This is a genomic window from Tumebacillus algifaecis (assembly GCF_002243515.1).
GTDB classification, from domain to species: Bacteria; Bacillota; Bacilli; order Tumebacillales; family Tumebacillaceae; genus Tumebacillus_A; species Tumebacillus_A algifaecis.
Genome location: NZ_CP022657.1, coordinates 224,474 through 239,760 on the forward strand (window position 1 = coordinate 224,474; position 15,287 = coordinate 239,760).

General features: G+C 55.4%; 14 protein-coding genes. 12 read left to right on the forward strand and 2 right to left on the reverse strand.

Annotated features, from left to right (window positions below):
- Both CIG75_RS01150 and hrpB read left to right on the forward strand, forming a co-directional pair.
- Window positions 1-930: a hypothetical protein gene (locus CIG75_RS01150; RefSeq protein WP_094234980.1), complete on the forward strand. Its 930-nt coding sequence runs from the start codon at window positions 1-3 to the stop codon at window positions 928-930.
- Window positions 931-1,109: 179 nt separating this feature from the next.
- Entirely contained in the window at window positions 1,110-3,560 is a 2,451-nt protein-coding gene (hrpB, locus tag CIG75_RS01155; RefSeq protein ID WP_094234981.1) for an ATP-dependent helicase HrpB, read from the forward strand.
- A gap of 53 nt (window positions 3,561-3,613) precedes the next feature.
- Here hrpB and CIG75_RS01160 read toward each other — a convergent pair whose 3' ends face one another.
- Window positions 3,614-4,282 (reverse strand): FusB/FusC family EF-G-binding protein, encoded by a 669-nt coding sequence (locus tag CIG75_RS01160; RefSeq protein ID WP_094234982.1) that lies wholly within the window; start codon window positions 4,280-4,282, stop codon window positions 3,614-3,616.
- 298 nt (window positions 4,283-4,580) lie between these two features.
- On the opposite strand from CIG75_RS01160, the gene CIG75_RS01165 reads away from it, so the two are divergent.
- From CIG75_RS01165 to CIG75_RS01180, 4 genes are all read left to right on the forward strand, one after another.
- Window positions 4,581-5,519, forward strand: coding sequence for an ATP-grasp domain-containing protein (locus tag CIG75_RS01165; RefSeq protein ID WP_094234983.1), 939 nt, complete (start codon window positions 4,581-4,583; stop codon window positions 5,517-5,519).
- Between the two features lie 400 nt (window positions 5,520-5,919).
- A complete protein-coding gene (locus tag CIG75_RS21075) occupies window positions 5,920-6,864 on the forward strand; it encodes a methyl-accepting chemotaxis protein (protein WP_094234984.1) in 945 nt (314 codons plus the stop codon).
- 85 nt (window positions 6,865-6,949) lie between these two features.
- Window positions 6,950-7,387 (forward strand): GNAT family N-acetyltransferase, encoded by a 438-nt coding sequence (locus CIG75_RS01175; protein WP_094238282.1) that lies wholly within the window; start codon window positions 6,950-6,952, stop codon window positions 7,385-7,387.
- 35 nt (window positions 7,388-7,422) lie between these two features.
- On the forward strand, window positions 7,423-7,758 hold the full coding sequence (locus tag CIG75_RS01180; protein ID WP_094234985.1) for an Mpo1-like protein: 336 nt from the start codon (window positions 7,423-7,425) through the stop codon (window positions 7,756-7,758).
- A gap of 25 nt (window positions 7,759-7,783) precedes the next feature.
- On the opposite strand, the gene CIG75_RS01185 is transcribed toward CIG75_RS01180, so the two are convergent.
- A complete protein-coding gene (locus tag CIG75_RS01185; RefSeq protein ID WP_094234986.1) occupies window positions 7,784-8,062 on the reverse strand; it encodes a hypothetical protein in 279 nt (92 codons plus the stop codon).
- A 74-nt stretch (window positions 8,063-8,136) separates the two neighbouring features.
- Between CIG75_RS01185 and CIG75_RS01190 the strand changes: the two genes are divergently transcribed.
- The 6 genes from CIG75_RS01190 (at window position 8,137) to CIG75_RS01215 (ending at window position 15,283) form a co-directional block, all read left to right on the forward strand.
- On the forward strand, window positions 8,137-8,967 hold the full coding sequence (locus tag CIG75_RS01190) for an aldo/keto reductase (protein ID WP_172844389.1): 831 nt from the start codon (window positions 8,137-8,139) through the stop codon (window positions 8,965-8,967).
- 24 nt (window positions 8,968-8,991) lie between these two features.
- The gene (locus CIG75_RS20520) at window positions 8,992-10,083 is read left to right on the forward strand and encodes an isochorismatase family protein (protein ID WP_227874316.1); all 1,092 of its coding nucleotides are present in this window, start codon (window positions 8,992-8,994) and stop codon (window positions 10,081-10,083) included.
- Window positions 10,084-10,352: 269 nt separating this feature from the next.
- Entirely contained in the window at window positions 10,353-13,331 is a 2,979-nt protein-coding gene (locus tag CIG75_RS01200; protein WP_094238284.1) for an exosporium glycoprotein BclB-related protein, read from the forward strand.
- Between the two features lie 266 nt (window positions 13,332-13,597).
- Window positions 13,598-13,912, forward strand: coding sequence for an alpha-helical endospore appendage domain-containing protein (locus CIG75_RS01205; protein WP_227874397.1), 315 nt, complete (start codon window positions 13,598-13,600; stop codon window positions 13,910-13,912).
- Complete coding sequence (locus tag CIG75_RS01210) at window positions 13,909-14,211, forward strand: hypothetical protein (RefSeq protein ID WP_157729318.1); 303 nt, start codon at window positions 13,909-13,911, stop codon at window positions 14,209-14,211. The genes CIG75_RS01205 and CIG75_RS01210 overlap by 4 nt, the downstream gene beginning before the upstream one ends.
- Before the next feature lie 16 nt (window positions 14,212-14,227).
- Complete coding sequence (locus tag CIG75_RS01215) at window positions 14,228-15,283, forward strand: glycosyltransferase (protein WP_094234989.1); 1,056 nt, start codon at window positions 14,228-14,230, stop codon at window positions 15,281-15,283.
- The last annotated feature ends 4 nt before the right edge of the window (window positions 15,284-15,287 follow it).

Below are 15,287 nucleotides of genomic sequence, written 5' to 3' on the forward strand. Positions count from 1 at the left end.
ATGAGATTCGAAATCACAGTAGATGAATCGTTCCTGCAAGATTTGTTTTTGATAAATCCAACCGATGACAAGCAATTGAATCGCATTAATCGTTTACGACGTCATATCTTGGTTGGCAGTAAAGAGCTAGGGCGAGAGTGGGAGAAGTTAGAACAGAGCCACGTTTTTCAAAACAATCCTACGGTTAGACAAGTTTTTAGGGAATGGTTGACCAATCTTGTGCAAAGTCCAAGGACTTATAAATCGGTGAAGCTACCCGTTTCTTCAAAAGTGCAAGGGGAACCTTCTGAAAAAGAACGAACCGTACTTGGAACAGCCTACGAATCGAAAGACAAGATTGTCGTAGGGGATTACCCAGACGAACTTCGCAGGGCAAATCCAGATTTGAAATTTGTCCCGAAGGATGATTTTTCAAAGGAACATTCTGTGAGTATCACGTTGCGTGATGTCCAATTAGCATTGGACGGTGCAGGTAATTTGAAGAAAAAGTGGTTTGCCATCTTTGAAACGCCAATCGAATTACAGGTGCCAGAGAACGGAGATGCCGATGTTCTTGCTCGATATTTGGCATATTTTTACGATAATAAATTGGTGATTCAAGACAAATATTTTGTTGCAGATGATCAGAATGAGGCAAACTTTGTGGAATATGTATTGGCGAAGTTGCCCGAACATCAAAACTGCGAGATTGAGCTTCGAGTCATGGTCAATGAACAACTACGAAGAAAGGGGACGGAGAAAAAGAACAAATATGAGGGATTGGCGGGTTCCAAGATCACAGTGAGGTGTATTCAGGAAGGGCGTGAAAATCTGCATGAGGGTTATATCGAATCTGGAGCCTTTCGCATGCAGGTTCCCTATCGATTAAAGGTGTTCGGGCGAGACAAAAAGACAGAGGTCTGCACAATTCAGATCAGAAGAAAAGAGTAAGCGGAGACGAAGAGAACATCCCTTGTTTCGTATTGCTTTCTATCCGATAGGGGCAGCGGAAACTATGGTAAGCAAGAAGAAGTCGATGCGGGAAGAGTGTGCGGATGCAGGTAGTTTGGAAAAATAAAGGCATGTAGGTTCACTTTACAACATCATGGATTGAAGTGGAGTGATGTTGAATGGCAACGTTGCCGATCGAAGCGGTGCTCCCCGCCCTCAAGGAGACGCTTGGCACCACGGAAAATGCCGTGTTGGTCGCAGCGCCCGGCGCGGGGAAGACAACGCGAGTTCCGCTGGCGCTTTTCGAAGAGCCTTGGCTGTGCGGGAAAAAGATCGTGATGCTCGAACCGCGCAGGCTGGCTGCAAGGGCGGCTGCGGCGTTTATGGCGAGGCAGCTGGGCGAGAGCGTCGGTGAGACGGTTGGCTATCGTGTGCGGATGGATACGCGGGTCGGGCCGAAGACGCGGATCGAAGTGATCACCGAAGGCGTGCTCACGCGGATGTTGCAGAACGATCCGGCGCTAGAAGAGGTGGGCCTAGTCATTTTTGATGAGTTTCATGAGCGCAATCTGCACGGGGATCTAGGTCTTGCCCTCTGTTTGCAGTCGCAGGCACTGCTTCGCGAGGAGTTGCGCATCTTGGTGATGTCGGCGACGCTGGAAGCGGAAACGGTGGCCGAATTGCTCGGAGATGCACCTGTGCTGAGCAGTGCGGGACGGGCGTTTCCGGTGCAGACGCGGTTCTTGGAGAGCCGCGCAGAAGGGCGGATCGAGCCGATCGTGGTGCAGACGATCAAGCAGGCGTTGGCCGAAGAGTCGGGCGATCTGCTCGTCTTTTTGCCGGGGACGAGGGAGATCAGGCGGGTCGAGTCGCAGTTGCAGGCCCAAGGGGTGGGCGGGCAGGTGAAAATCGTTCCGCTCCACGGCGCGTTGTCGCGGGAAGCACAAGATGCGGCGATCGCACCTAGCACGCCTGAGGTGCGCAAAGTCGTGCTGGCCACGTCGATCGCCGAGACGAGCTTGACGGTGGAAGGGGTGCGCGTCGTCATTGACAGTGGCCTGATGCGCGTGCCGCGCTTTTCGCCGCGCACAGGCATGTCGCGCTTGGAGACGGTCACCGTATCGCGCCCGTCTGCTGAACAGCGACGGGGTCGGGCAGGACGTGTCGCCCCGGGCGTATGCTACCGCCTGTGGACAGAGCATGAGGACAAGCGGCTGCCCATGCGCAGCACGCCGGAGATTTTGGAGGCCGATCTGGCACCGCTGGCTTTGGAATTGGCGGTGTGGGGTGTACACGACCCGACCGAACTGGCTTGGCTCGATGCACCGCCCGCAGCCGCTTTTGCCCAAGCGCGGGAGTTGCTGTGCCAATTGGGCGCACTGACGGAAGACGGGACGTTGACCGCTCATGGCAAGCGGATGGCCGAGTTTGGCTTGCACCCGCGTTTGGCGCATCTGGTGCTCCAGGCTGTGCCGTTACAGCTGGGGAGCTTGGCCTGTGAGCTGGCGGCGGTGCTGAATGAGCGCGATTTTTTGCCGGGACAGGATGCCGACCTGCGCCTGCGAGTCGAAGCGCTCCGAGCAGGGCAGGCTGATCGCGGAATGATCGCCGAGGCCAATCGCTGGAAGCGAGCGCTCGGCGTGGAGGCGGAAGAAAAAGGGGATCTCGACTACTGCGGACTCTTGCTGGCCTTTGCCCACCCGGATCGGATCGCCCAGCGGCGCGGCAATGGACGCTTTTTGTTGCGTAACGGTCGCGGGGCTATGTTTCTGGATGCTCAGCCGCTGTCGTTTGTGCCGTATCTGGTCGCAGCAGAGTTGGACGATCAAGGGACGGAGAGCCGTATTTTTCTGGCCGCACACGTTGAGGAAAGCCAGCTCCGCGAGCATTTTCAAGGGCAGATCGAAACGGAGCGGATCATCGAGTGGGATGGTGGTGCCAAAGCGGTGCGGGCACGGCGACGGGAGCGGCTCGGGTCGCTTTTGCTGAAGGAGACGACCTTGCAAGACCCCGATGCAGACGAAGTGCTGGGAGCACTTTTGCGAGGGATCGCGGTGGAAGGGCTCGATCTTTTGCCGTGGACAAAAGCGGCCAAGCAATTGCAAGAGCGGTTGACTTTTATGCACCAGCACGACCTTTCGTGGCCCGATGTGACGCGGACCGCGCTGACCGACACGCTAGCGGAGTGGCTTGCTCCTCATCTATATGGTTTGAAAAACCGAGAGGATTTGCAGCGGTTGCAGTTGGTGGGCATCTTGGAGAGCATGTTGTCCTATGCACAGCGCCGCGAACTGGATGAATGCGCGCCCACGCACTTGACGGTGCCGAGCGGATCGCGGATTCCGATCGACTACAGCGATCTTGACGCTCCCGTGCTGGCCGTGCGCTTGCAGGAGATGTTTGGGCTTCAGGAAACGCCGCGTATCGCGCATGGACGGGTACCCCTCACCCTGCATTTGCTTTCTCCTGCCCAGCGTCCGGTGCAAGTGACGCGCGATCTGGCCAGCTTTTGGCAGAACGCCTATTTCGAGGTGAAAAAAGACCTGAAGGGCCGGTATCCCAAACATCACTGGCCGGATGACCCGAATCTGGCCACCCCGACCCATCGGGCAAAACCGAGAGGCAGTTGAGCCATTGACCACAAGAAAAGCGGAGCAGCACAAGAGGCTGCTCCGCTTTTTGATTATCGTAAGGTCGCGAGATACGCTTCAATCTCGGCTGTTGAGGTGATGTGGTGGTTACATGTTGTTGAGTTCAGGCACAGATGGTTGCCAAACGTTTTGTACCCGTCAATCTGTTTCGTCTTCACCCGCGAGGTGACCAGCGCCACTTCGTCGCCACTGCCTGAAGACAGGCACCACGAACATTGCAGCATGCGGTTTTTTGGACTGGGCACGTATTTGCACTCTTTGCCGACCCATTTCTCACCGGAGCGGTAGACCAAATACACGCTTTGTGTGGCGATGTCGCGCCAGCCAAGGTAGGTCAGCTTGGTGCGATCGAGGTTGGCGAGGTCGGGCAATACGAGCTTCTTGACCTTGGGGAACAGCTTGCGAATCTCTGCTGCGGTGATCTCAGGAAATGGGATCACATAAGGCTCAAGACGGCTGATGTAGAGCTTCAATTCCTCTTTGTCGCGGACGTTCTTCCCGTCTTCCAGCAGGCGGCGCTGTTCCGGCGTTGCTTGGGGGACCAGGGCGAGCAGTGCGGCAACGACGCCTTCGCGAGATGCTTCCAGCACGCGATAGTCGCCTGCAAAGTAAAAGACTCCGACCAGATTGGTCAGTTGGTTCCGAATATAATTGAGTTGATGCGGGTGCAAAAACGGCACCATCGGTTGTTCCTGTGTCATTGTGTTGTACCTCCTGTTTCTTCTCCTTCGTATCGTGAACAACTGTACGAAAGTAGAAACAGAAGAAAATCTGGATCTTATGAAATTCTTCTGTTTCTACTGAAACAGATAAGTGCGTATTACCATAGAATTAGACCCCCGCTTCGTGTGTTGGGATTGCAGAAAGTATAGTATATTCTGATACGAATCGCAAATCTTTCTCTTTGTGTTGGTCGGTAAAACCTCCCAGCAGATGATGCTTTCATCCTTGAAAAAAAGAGTGTATAATGATCGAAAAACTTGGAAAAAGGGGATTCGCATGGGAAAAATTTATGTGATCCATGAAAATAGTGAGTGGACGACTCACCTGACCAAACGTTTAGACGAACTCGAACTTCCGTACGAAGAATGGCATCTCGACGAAGGACTGGTCGATCTGTCCACCGAGCCGCCAGAAGGTGTTTTTTACTCGCGGATGAGCGCTTCCTCTCATACGCGCGATCATCGTTATGCACCAGAGTTTACAGCGGGCGTCTTGACGTGGCTCGAACAGCACGGGCGCAAAGTGTTCAACGGTTCCCGCGCCTTGCAGCTGGAAGTCAGCAAAGTCGCGCAGTACATGGCGCTGAACGCCGAAGGGGTGCGCACGCCGAAGACGGTCGCAGCGACCGGCAAGGCACACATCGTCGAAGCGGCGAAAAAGTTTGACGGCCAGCCGTTCATCACCAAGCACAACCGCGCAGGCAAGGGGCTAGGCGTACAGCTCTTCCATACCGTCGCGGCGCTGGAAGAGTATCTCAACTCGCCGACGTTTGAAGCGCCGGTGGACGGTATCACCCTGATTCAAGAGTACATTCAGGCTCCGGAGCCGTTCATCACGCGCTGCGAGTTTGTCGGGGGCAAGTTCCTGTACGCGGTACAAGTCGATACGTCTGAAGGTTTCGAACTTTGCCCGGCCGACGCTTGCCAGATCGGCGATCTGTTCTGCCCGGTCGGAGAAGAGCAGCCGTCGAAACCGAAGTTCCAGATCCTCGAAGTCTTTAACGATCCGATCTTGGAGAAATATGCGGCGGTGCTCGCGAAAAACGGGATCAACATCGCCGGGATCGAGTTTATCCGCAACCGCGATGGCGAGATTTTCACGTATGACATCAACACGAACACAAACTACAACTCCGATGCGGAAGCGGCGGCAGACATCTACGGGATGAAAGCGGTGGCCGAGTTCCTCGGTGCTGAGTTGAAGAAATTGGGATAGTGCAGGAGAGCCGATGCGAAGAGCGTCGGCTATTTTGTTCGATACTCAATCGCAACTCGTCATGGGGTGAGGTAGGTTGGCTGTTCGAGCGCCACTTTCCGCATCGGCAGGGCAGCTGCCGTTTCAATGGGGACAGGGTCTGCGTATTGTAACGTATGTGAAGCAGGGAGGTGACTTCATGTACGGTACATTTGGCGGTTATACGCGTTGGGCGGTCGTGTTCCTGATCATCTTCGTCCTGTTCTTCCTGCTGATTCCGGGTGCTGGCGGTTATTAATACACATTAGCCAGTCACTGGCCGTAAAGGTGATCGTGTAAACGATCGCCTTTTTCGTTGCGTTTCCAGCCGTTTTGCCTCAAAATTAAAGATGAAGTGCAAGCGGAGGGGAGATGCGGTCACATGGCATTTTGGAGAAAAAAACAAGCGGAAGCAGAAGTGAGCGCTACACTGGAGCAAACGAGCCACAAGGACGCACAGGCGGAGGAGACCCGCTTGTTGCAAGCGGAGATTCTTTCGCTGTATGAACAGATGGGCGAAATTATCAAGCAGCAAGGTCTGGTCAATAACCAGCATGGCACGCTCTCCAGCCTGGCCACGAAGCTGAAGTCGAGCATCGAGAACATGGAACGCATCGCCGAAGAATCGAACGAGACATCCGATCACCTCTTGCAGCGCGGTGAACGGCTGACTCAGATCTCGAAAGCATCGTCCCAACTGTCCAAGGAAGGCAAGCGGTCGCTCGACGAGATCGTCACTGTCATCACCTCGGTGCAGGAGGAGTCCGATCGCACGCAGACGGTGATGAATCGTTTGGAGCAGCGCTCTTCCGAAGTGTCGGGCATCGTCGGTGTGATCGGGGAAATCGCCTCGCAAACCAATCTGCTCGCACTGAACGCGGCGATCGAAGCGGCGCGCGCGGGCGAACAAGGTCGCGGTTTTGCGGTCGTCGCTGACGAAGTGCGCAAACTGGCGGAGATGACCGGAAACTCGACCAAACATATCGCGGAACTGGTCAGTTCGATCCTGCAGGACACGAAAGACGCTCTATCCGGCAGCAATGCCAACCAAGATTCGATCAACCGTGGTCTCATGGTCTGCAAAGAAGCATCGCACAAGATGGACGAGCTGTTTGCCGCTTTTGACGATGTGACCCAAGAGGTCGGTGATGTGATGGGGATCATCCAAAGCCAGAAAAAGTTTTCCAGCACGCTCTCCCAAGAGTTTGTGGTCTCACACGGGTTGCTGACCAACATGCACACCGATCTGATCGACCATGTCAAAGCGGCAAGTGTTGTCGATCGCAAGTTAGAGGCGTTGGCAACGGGGATCAAAAAGCGCAAGTGAATTTTCGCATGATTCATTTTTCTTATCAGAAGCAGCAGACCGGCCGATGCGGCAGGTCTGCTTTTTCAAAAAGCGAGGGGTCTGGATGATACGGAAGGTAACGAGTGGCGATCGGTCCGCCGTGCGAGCGATGATGCTCGAATATATTGTGGGTTTCTATCAACAACCGGCACCTGCGTCAGAAAAATTGGATCTTCTACAGGCCATGCTGTTGCAGGGCGAAAACGGACTGCAGTTTGTGGCGGAGGAGGATGGAGCCTATCAAGGGTTTGTGACCCTTTATTTTACATACAGTACGCTTCGAGCTCAGCGAGTGGTGATCATGAACGATCTGTACGTTCGTGACCAGTATCGCGGTACCGGGGTGGCAGAGTCATTGTTTCGAGCTTGTGAGCAATTTACGAAGGAGAACGGATTTGCTGCTCTGCAATGGGAAACGGCAAAAGACAATCACCGGGCTCAGCGGTTTTATGAGAAGATGGGCGGAAAGCAAGGGGATTGGCTGAATTATACGAGTTCATGAGTTCACGCATGTTAGAAGGAGGAGGTGATCCGAGAATGGAATTTCGATCCTATCGGGAGTTTTGGCCGTATTACGTGTTGCAACACGCGAAACTGGCGACCCGACTGTGGCATGCGGTAGGGACGACGTCCGTCTTCGTGCTACTGCTTGGGGCCGGGTTTACGGGGAAATGGTGGCTGCTCTTGCTGATCCCCGTGATCGCTTATGGCTTGGCCTGGTTCTCACATTTTTTCATCGAGGGCAACAAGCCAGCGACGTTCGGTCATCCGTTCTGGTCGCTGCTAGGCGATTTTCACATGTATTTTCTGACGATAAGTGGAAAGATGAATGGGGAAGTGAAGCGGGTTAAGAAGTTGTATGGGCACAAATAAGGCAGCCCGTTTAGGCTGCCTGCGTCTACACGCCTCTAGACTTGAAGATCAAGAAGCGGACAAAATGGCCGACCGAATAGGTGGCCGTTGCAAGAAAGAGAATCAGACCGATAAACCCGAACAACAAGGTAAAACCGGCGGAGAGAAAATGCGTGATGTACAAGATGATCGAAAGCACGATGACGATCGTGATCGCTTTGATCAACTGGCGGCCAGCATAATGGCGCTCTTCCTGCCAGCGGGTAGGGAAGACGGGCGGCTGTTTGGCCGATTTGGCTTTTTCGTTCGCGGTTGATTGTGCCATAAGTGCCTCACTCCTGCTTAATTGAGAATGCTATTGTTATTGTACCAAAAACCAAACCGGAAAGGGCGATTCGAATGATCAAAAGCATCAAGGATTACAGCGTGTTAGCCAACGGCGTACAAATGCCGTGGCTTGGTCTTGGCGTGTTTAAGACGGCAGAAGGCGAAGAGGTGGAAAATTCGGTGCGGTATGCGCTGGAAGCGGGCTACCGTCACATCGACACCGCCGCGATCTACGGCAATGAGGCGGGGGTCGGCCAAGCGGTGAAAGCGTCCGGTTTGGCACGTGAGGAGCTCTTTATCACCACCAAGGTCTGGAATTCGGAGCAGGGGTATGACACGACGCTCGCCGCTTTTGAAGAGAGCAGAAAGAAGCTTGGCGTGGAGTATGTCGATCTGTATTTGATTCACTGGGCGGTGAAAGAGAAGTACAAGGAAACGTGGAAGGCGTTGGAGAAGCTTTATCAGGATGGGTATGTGCGCGCGATCGGCGTTTCGAACTTTCAGGTCCATCATCTGCAAGACTTGATGGAGACTTGCTCGGTCAAACCGATGGTCAACCAATGTGAGTACCACCCCTATCTGACGCAAAAAGAGCTGCTTTCGTTCTGCCAGCAGGAAGGAATTCAGTTTGAAGCGTGGAGCCCGATCATGCGCGGGAAAGTCAATGACGAGCCGGAGATTGTGAAACTGGCTGAAAAATACGGCAAAACGCCCGCTCAGGTCGTACTGCGTTGGGACTTGCAGCATGGTGTGGTGACGATTCCCAAGTCGGTGCGCCGGGAGCGGGTGATCGAAAACGCTCAGCTTTTTGATTTTGAGCTGGCGGTCGAAGATATGGAAACGCTGGACCGTTTGAATCGGGATCAGCGCTTCGGGTCAGACCCGGACAATATTAAATTCTAGGTAATGCAGGCGAGGAGGCCGGTTATGGGACAAACCGCATTGGTAGTGATCGATGTACAAGTGGGATTGGTGGAACAGGTGCACGGGGCACAGGCGCTGTTGCAGCAAATTGCGGGTCTGCTTGAAAAGGCGCGGGCGGCAGGCGTGCCCGTTGTTTTCGTGCAGGATGATGATGTGAGCGAACCTGGCTCGGACGCTTGGCAAGTCCATCCTGAGGTGGCGCCGCTTCCGACCGAGCGCAGGATTCGCAAGAAAGCGACAGACGCGTTTTTCCAAACTGACTTACATACGTATTTGACCGCGAACCGCGTGACCGACTTGGTGATCTGCGGATGTAAAACCAACTATTGCATCGACACGGCGGTGCGCCGCGCTACCACGCTCGGCTATCAGGTCATCGTCGCCCAAGATGCTCATTCCACTACCGATAACGGTGTGTTGAGCGCCGAACAGATCATCGCCCATCACAATGCTACACTGCACGGGCTGGATAATGTGCACAACTACTCGCTCGTCACGCCCTGTGCGGAGATCACTTTTGACACGCCTGAGCAACAGCCGCACGGCGCTGTACGGGAAGGAGAGCGTGTCTACATCCGCAGTTTTGCAGCGTGCCATGCCCAGGAATACGCGGATCTGATGCGGAGGAACCGCGAGTTTTGGGGCGCACATGAAGTGCAGCGCGACGATGATGAATACACCGTCGAGTACCAACAGGTGGGCATCGAGAACATGTGCGCGGCGTGGGTCAAAGACCAAGGCTACTTTTTCGGAATCTTCCTGAAGGAGACGGACGAGCTGATCGGTGACATCGGTGTGCATGAGATCAAGCGCGGGCCGTACCAAAGCGCTTTTGTCGGATATTCGCTCGATCAGGCCCACAACGGGAAAGGCTATATGACCGAAGCGTTGCAACTGGTCATCAATTTCTCATTTCAAGAGTTGAATTTACATCGCTTGCAAGCGGGCGTTGCGCCAGCTAACCCTGCATCTTACCGCGTGCTGGAAAAGGTCGGTTTTGAGCGGCAAGGGGTGGAGCGCAAAAACATGCTGATCGCCGGACAATGGGCAGATCATTGGCTGTATGACCTGTTGAACGAGCAGTGGGAAGGTTGATTTTCCGAACCGCATTTCAAAGGATGACTGAGCAAGTAGCTGATCGAGTTCACAGAGTTCACAGTCGGAGTGTAGTAACGAATGACGACGGGGACCTAACAACGCGATGCGAGTATGGGGAGTGGCACATGCCATTCCCCTTTTTGTATTTGGTGTGATCCAATGCGTTCGGCAGTGAGAGAGTATTTTTTTGCTCAATTGGACGAGTGCACTTTCGATTTAAGAGGTTCGGACATATTCTAGATCATTCCAATAAAGGAGGGGATCTGATGTCACAACCTAATATGCCTAATATTACACCAACGATCACCGTCACTCGTGATGACGCGATTAACTTGTTGTTGTCATCTATCGCATTAGAAGAATTGAGCCTTAGTCATATTTTGAATGCCGAGGCGGAGAAGCTACAAGCTGTTATTGGTACACTGCCAGGCGTCTCCATTCCAGGGCCGATTACGCTGAGCAATCTGCTTGCAGTAAACGACAGTGTACAAGCGATGTTGCGTGAAAGCGTCCGCCAAGAATTTATGCTTCAGACGAAATTAGAAAGCATTATGCAGTGGCCAGGCGCGAACAGCTCGATCGGAGCCACGGGAGCAACAGGAGCAACGGGAGCCACGGGGGCAACAGGTGATCCAGGAGCGACCGGAGCCACGGGAGCAACAGGTGATCCAGGAGCGACCGGAGCCACGGGAGCAACAGGTGATCTAGGAGCGACCGGAGCCACGGGTGCAACAGGTGATCCAGGAGCGGCCGGAGCCACGGGAGCAACAGGTGATCCAGGAGCCACGGGGGCAACAGGTGACCCAGGAGCCACGGGAGCCACGGGTGCAACAGGTGATCCAGGAGCAACCGGAGCCACGGGTGCAACAGGTGATCCAGGAGCGGCCGGAGCCACGGGTGCAACAGGTGACCCAGGAGCCACGGGAGCCAGGGGTGCAACAGGTGATCCAGGAGCCACGGGAGCCACGGGTGCAACAGGTGATCCAGGAGCGACCGGAGCCACGGGTGCAACAGGTGACCCAGGAGCGACCGGAGCCACGGGTGCAACAGGTGATCCAGGAGCCACGGGAGCAACAGGTGATCCAGGAGCCACGGGTGCAACAGGTGACCCAGGAGCAACGGGAGCCACGGGTGCAACAGGTGATCCAGGAGCGGCCGGAGCCACGGGTGCAACAGGTGACCCAGGAGCCACGGGGGCAACAGGTGACCCAGGAGCGACCGGAGCAACGGGAGCCACAGGAGCCACAGGAGCCACAGGAGCCACGGGTGCAACGGGTGATCCAGGAGCAACGGGAGCAACGGGAGCAACGGGAGCAACGGGAGCCACAGGGGCAACAGGTGATCCAGGAGCAACCGGAGCCACAGGTGCAACAGGTGATCCAGGAGCGGCCGGAGCCACGGGTGCAACAGGTGACCCAGGAGCAACGGGAGCCACGGGTGCAACAGGTGATCCAGGAGCAACGGGAGCCACGGGTGCAACAGGTGATCCAGGAGCGACCGGAGCCACGGGGGCAACAGGTGACCCAGGAGCCACGGGGGCAACAGGTGACCCAGGAGCGACCGGAGCCACGGGAGCAACAGGTGATCCAGGAGCCACGGGAGCAACAGGTGATCCAGGAGCCACGGGTGCAACAGGTGACCCAGGAGCAACGGGAGCCACGGGTGCAACAGGTGATCCAGGAGCGGCCGGAGCCACGGGGGCAACAGGTGACCCAGGAGCCACGGGGGCAACAGGTGACCCAGGAGCCACGGGGGCAACAGGTGACCCAGGAGCGACCGGAGCAACGGGAGCCACAGGAGCCACAGGAGCCACAGGAGCCACAGGAGCCACAGGAGCCACAGGAGCCACAGGAGCCACAGGAGCCACAGGAGCAACAGGAGCAACAGGAGCAACAGGTGATCCAGGAGCGGCCGGAGCCACGGGGGCAACAGGTGATCCAGGAGCGACCGGAGCCACGGGGGCAACAGGTGACCCAGGAGCAACGGGAGCAACAGGTGATCCAGGAGCCACAGGAGCCACGGGAGCAACAGGTGATCCAGGAGCCACGGGAGCAACAGGTGACCCAGGAGCCGCGGGAGCAACAGGTGACCCGGGAGCCACAGGTGCAACGGGAGCAACAGGTGACCCAGGAGCAACCGGAGCCACGGGGGCAACAGGTGACCCAGGAGCAACCGGAGCAACAGGTGATCCAGGAGCAACTGGAGCAACTGGAGCAACAGGTGACCCGGGAGCCACAGGAGCCACAGGAGCCACAGGAGCCACGGGAGCAACAGGTGATCCAGGAGCCACGGGAGCAACAGGTGACCCAGGAGCCACAGGAGCCACAGGTGACCCAGGAGCAACCGGAGCAACCGGAGCAACCGGAGCAACCGGAGCAACCGGAGCAACTGGAGCAACTGGAGCAACTGGAGCAACAGGTGACCCGGGAGCCACAGGAGCAACGGGAGCAACGGGAGCAACGGGAGCAACAGGTGCCACAGGAGCAACGGGAGCAACAGGTGATCCAGGAGCCACAGGGGCAACAGGTGATCCAGGAGCCACGGGGGCAACAGGTGACCCAGGAGCCACAGGAGCCACAGGGGCAACGGGAGCAACAGGTGCCACAGGAGCAACGGGAGCAACAGGTGATCCAGGAGCCACAGGGGCAACAGGTGATCCGGGAGCCACGGGGGCAACAGGTGACCCAGGAGCCACAGGGGCAACGGGAGCCACAGGAGCCACAGGTTCTGGAGCGATCATCCCGTACGCATCTGGTATTCCTGCGATCATGACAACGATCGCGGGCGGTCTGGCGGGCACGACGAGCCTTGTTGGATTTGGCAACTCCGTGGCAGGTGTCACGCTCGTCGGGACGACGATCGATCTGACTGGAGCTGCAGGTACGCTGCTCAACTTTGCATTCTCGGCGCCTCGCAGTGGGACGATCACGTCGATGTCCGCTTTCTTTAGCACGACGGCAGCGCTCTCTCTGGTGGGGACGACAGTCACGATCACCGCTCAATTGTACACCTCGCCGACGAACAACAATATCTTCTCGCCAATCCCAGGCGCGACCGTCACGCTGTCACCAGCGATCACAGGCATTCTAGCGCTCGGCTCGATCAGCACAGGTCAGACGACGGGGCTCAATATTGCAGTCACCGGTGGCCAGCGTTTGCTGCTGGTGTTCTCGGCGACCGCAGCGGGCCTCTCGCTGATCAATACGATTGCAGGTTACGCAAGCGCAGGCGTGAATATCACCTAAATAAATGCTCAAGACGGACGGCAGTCTGATGCGTACTCCGTGTAAACGATAGACGGATTCCAGCTTGAGTCTTCGAGTGCGATCTACTGGATATGCGTATGATCATCACTCCCTAAAGGGAGAGACAAAATGACCTTTTTTCTCGTCGATCGTTCGATCGGAGGCGAGGAAAAAGGTTTTTTTTTGTCTCTCCATAGTACGCTTCGTTATCGGTACGCATAGTGTAAAGCAATCTATCGCTGAAAAAAGGGGACATTCTTGTGAGCATGCCGCAAATTCCGAAAGAACTTCACCGCCCCTGCATGGAGGAAGTTGTGATCGATCTATTAAAATCGATTGCGATGGAGGAGACGGCGCTCTCCCACATCCTGCTTGCAGAGTCGGAAAAGACGAAAGCGTTTGTCGGTAAAGATCACCACTTCCCGAATTGTCACACCCAAGAGGAGATCATTCAGTTCAATCATGCGACGCATGACATTTTGGAACTGATTTTAATGAAGGAATGGATCTTGTACCAAAAGTTAAAGAGAGTATCCTCCCTGCAAAAACATGCGATCGACTGTGAAGTGGAGGAGGAATGATGGGCTGGCAGATCGAGCCGCTCGAAGAGGGGGTCGAGGCGCTACAACAACGAGAGCGCGCGGTGCGCGATTGGTGGGCGCTGGCCAGGGAGTCCCAGAGCAAGGTGGCAGATCAAGACGGTTCATCCCATTATGAACTGAACCAACACTTCCGCCTCTGGGAGATGTTGCTTCGCAACCGGAAGCAAATCTATTGGCAGATGATCGCCGATTGGCGCAAAGCGCGACCTGATCAAGTGGAACAACATTTGAAAACGCAACATTTTTCACAGCCTTCCCCCTGGCTCTCGAAGAAATGAACGAGGAGTGAGCGAGATGACATCCTGTCGTATTTCCTTGTGCATGATCGTGCGAGATGAAGCAAAGCGCATCAGCAACTGTTTGGAGAGCGTGAGAGATCAAGTCGATGAGATCGTCATCGTTGACACCGGATCGAAGGATGACACCCCCGAGATCTGTCGTGCTTTAGGTGCTACCGTCTATCATCGGCCGTGGAACGATCATTTTTCGGAGGTACGGAACTACGGGATCGAACGAGCGACTGGCGATTGGATCTTTTGGCTAGATGCGGATGAAACTGTGCAGTTTCCAGAGGGGTACTCGCTGCGAAGCGAATTGGCGAATCGGGAGGAGCTGATGTTTCAGGTGCAGCTCTTCCACTATTTTGGGGAGCGGCGCGATGCGGAGCAAATGTTTAAAATGGCGCAGGTGCGACTGTTTCGAAACAGGGTCGGATTTCAGTTCAAACATGCGATCCACGAGGCGTTGAACGTCTTGGAGGTTCTGCCCGACTTTTCGAGCAGATCGCTTCAAACCCTGCCCGTTTCGATTCATCATGACGGCTATTTGGACGATGTCGTCCGTGAGAAAAAGAAAGGGGCACGCAATGTTGCCCTGCTGGAGAAGGCGAGCGAACAGGAGACTGTCGATCCGTGGGTGCTATACCATCTGGCGGCAGAAGACTATCGGGAACAGGAGTATGAGCGAGCGTATGCGCTGGTCAACGATTCGATCCTATCGTTTTTGCTGATCGGGCGCATGCCGCCTTCGCTGCTCTACAATCTCAAATATTTTTCCTTGATCGGAGCGGGAAGGTCGGCTGCCGGATGGCCATCGATCGAGAAGGCGATCGAGCTCTACCCGGACTATGTCAATTTGCATTGGATCAAAGGGGAGATTCTGTTCAGATTGCAGCGGTATGAAGAGGCGATCACCTCGTTTCAAACGTGTCTTGCGCTAGGAGAAGAGCATGATCATCATCTGGTTTGGGTGGGAGCTGGCAGTTTCCATGCTTTAGATGGGATCAAACGTTGTGAGCAGGCTTTGCGACAAGAACCTCAAGAAAATACTTCGATAGACAAAGGAGTGTAAGAAA

Excerpts from the sequence above, each read along its gene's own strand:
- CIG75_RS01150 (WP_094234980.1), top strand. The coding sequence starts at position 1 with ATGAGATTCGAAATCACAGTAGATGAATCGTTCCTGCAAGATTTGTTT.
- hrpB (WP_094234981.1), top strand. The coding sequence starts at position 1,110 with ATGGCAACGTTGCCGATCGAAGCGGTGCTCCCCGCCCTCAAGGAGACG.
- CIG75_RS01160 (WP_094234982.1), bottom strand. The coding sequence starts at position 4,282 with ATGACACAGGAACAACCGATGGTGCCGTTTTTGCACCCGCATCAACTC.
- CIG75_RS01165 (WP_094234983.1), top strand. The coding sequence starts at position 4,581 with ATGGGAAAAATTTATGTGATCCATGAAAATAGTGAGTGGACGACTCAC.
- CIG75_RS21075 (WP_094234984.1), top strand. The coding sequence starts at position 5,920 with ATGGCATTTTGGAGAAAAAAACAAGCGGAAGCAGAAGTGAGCGCTACA.
- CIG75_RS01175 (WP_094238282.1), top strand. The coding sequence starts at position 6,950 with ATGATACGGAAGGTAACGAGTGGCGATCGGTCCGCCGTGCGAGCGATG.
- CIG75_RS01180 (WP_094234985.1), top strand. The coding sequence starts at position 7,423 with ATGGAATTTCGATCCTATCGGGAGTTTTGGCCGTATTACGTGTTGCAA.
- CIG75_RS01185 (WP_094234986.1), bottom strand. The coding sequence starts at position 8,062 with ATGGCACAATCAACCGCGAACGAAAAAGCCAAATCGGCCAAACAGCCG.
- CIG75_RS01190 (WP_172844389.1), top strand. The coding sequence starts at position 8,137 with ATGATCAAAAGCATCAAGGATTACAGCGTGTTAGCCAACGGCGTACAA.
- CIG75_RS20520 (WP_227874316.1), top strand. The coding sequence starts at position 8,992 with ATGGGACAAACCGCATTGGTAGTGATCGATGTACAAGTGGGATTGGTG.
- CIG75_RS01200 (WP_094238284.1), top strand. The coding sequence starts at position 10,353 with ATGTCACAACCTAATATGCCTAATATTACACCAACGATCACCGTCACT.
- CIG75_RS01205 (WP_227874397.1), top strand. The coding sequence starts at position 13,598 with ATGCCGCAAATTCCGAAAGAACTTCACCGCCCCTGCATGGAGGAAGTT.
- CIG75_RS01210 (WP_157729318.1), top strand. The coding sequence starts at position 13,909 with ATGATGGGCTGGCAGATCGAGCCGCTCGAAGAGGGGGTCGAGGCGCTA.
- CIG75_RS01215 (WP_094234989.1), top strand. The coding sequence starts at position 14,228 with ATGACATCCTGTCGTATTTCCTTGTGCATGATCGTGCGAGATGAAGCA.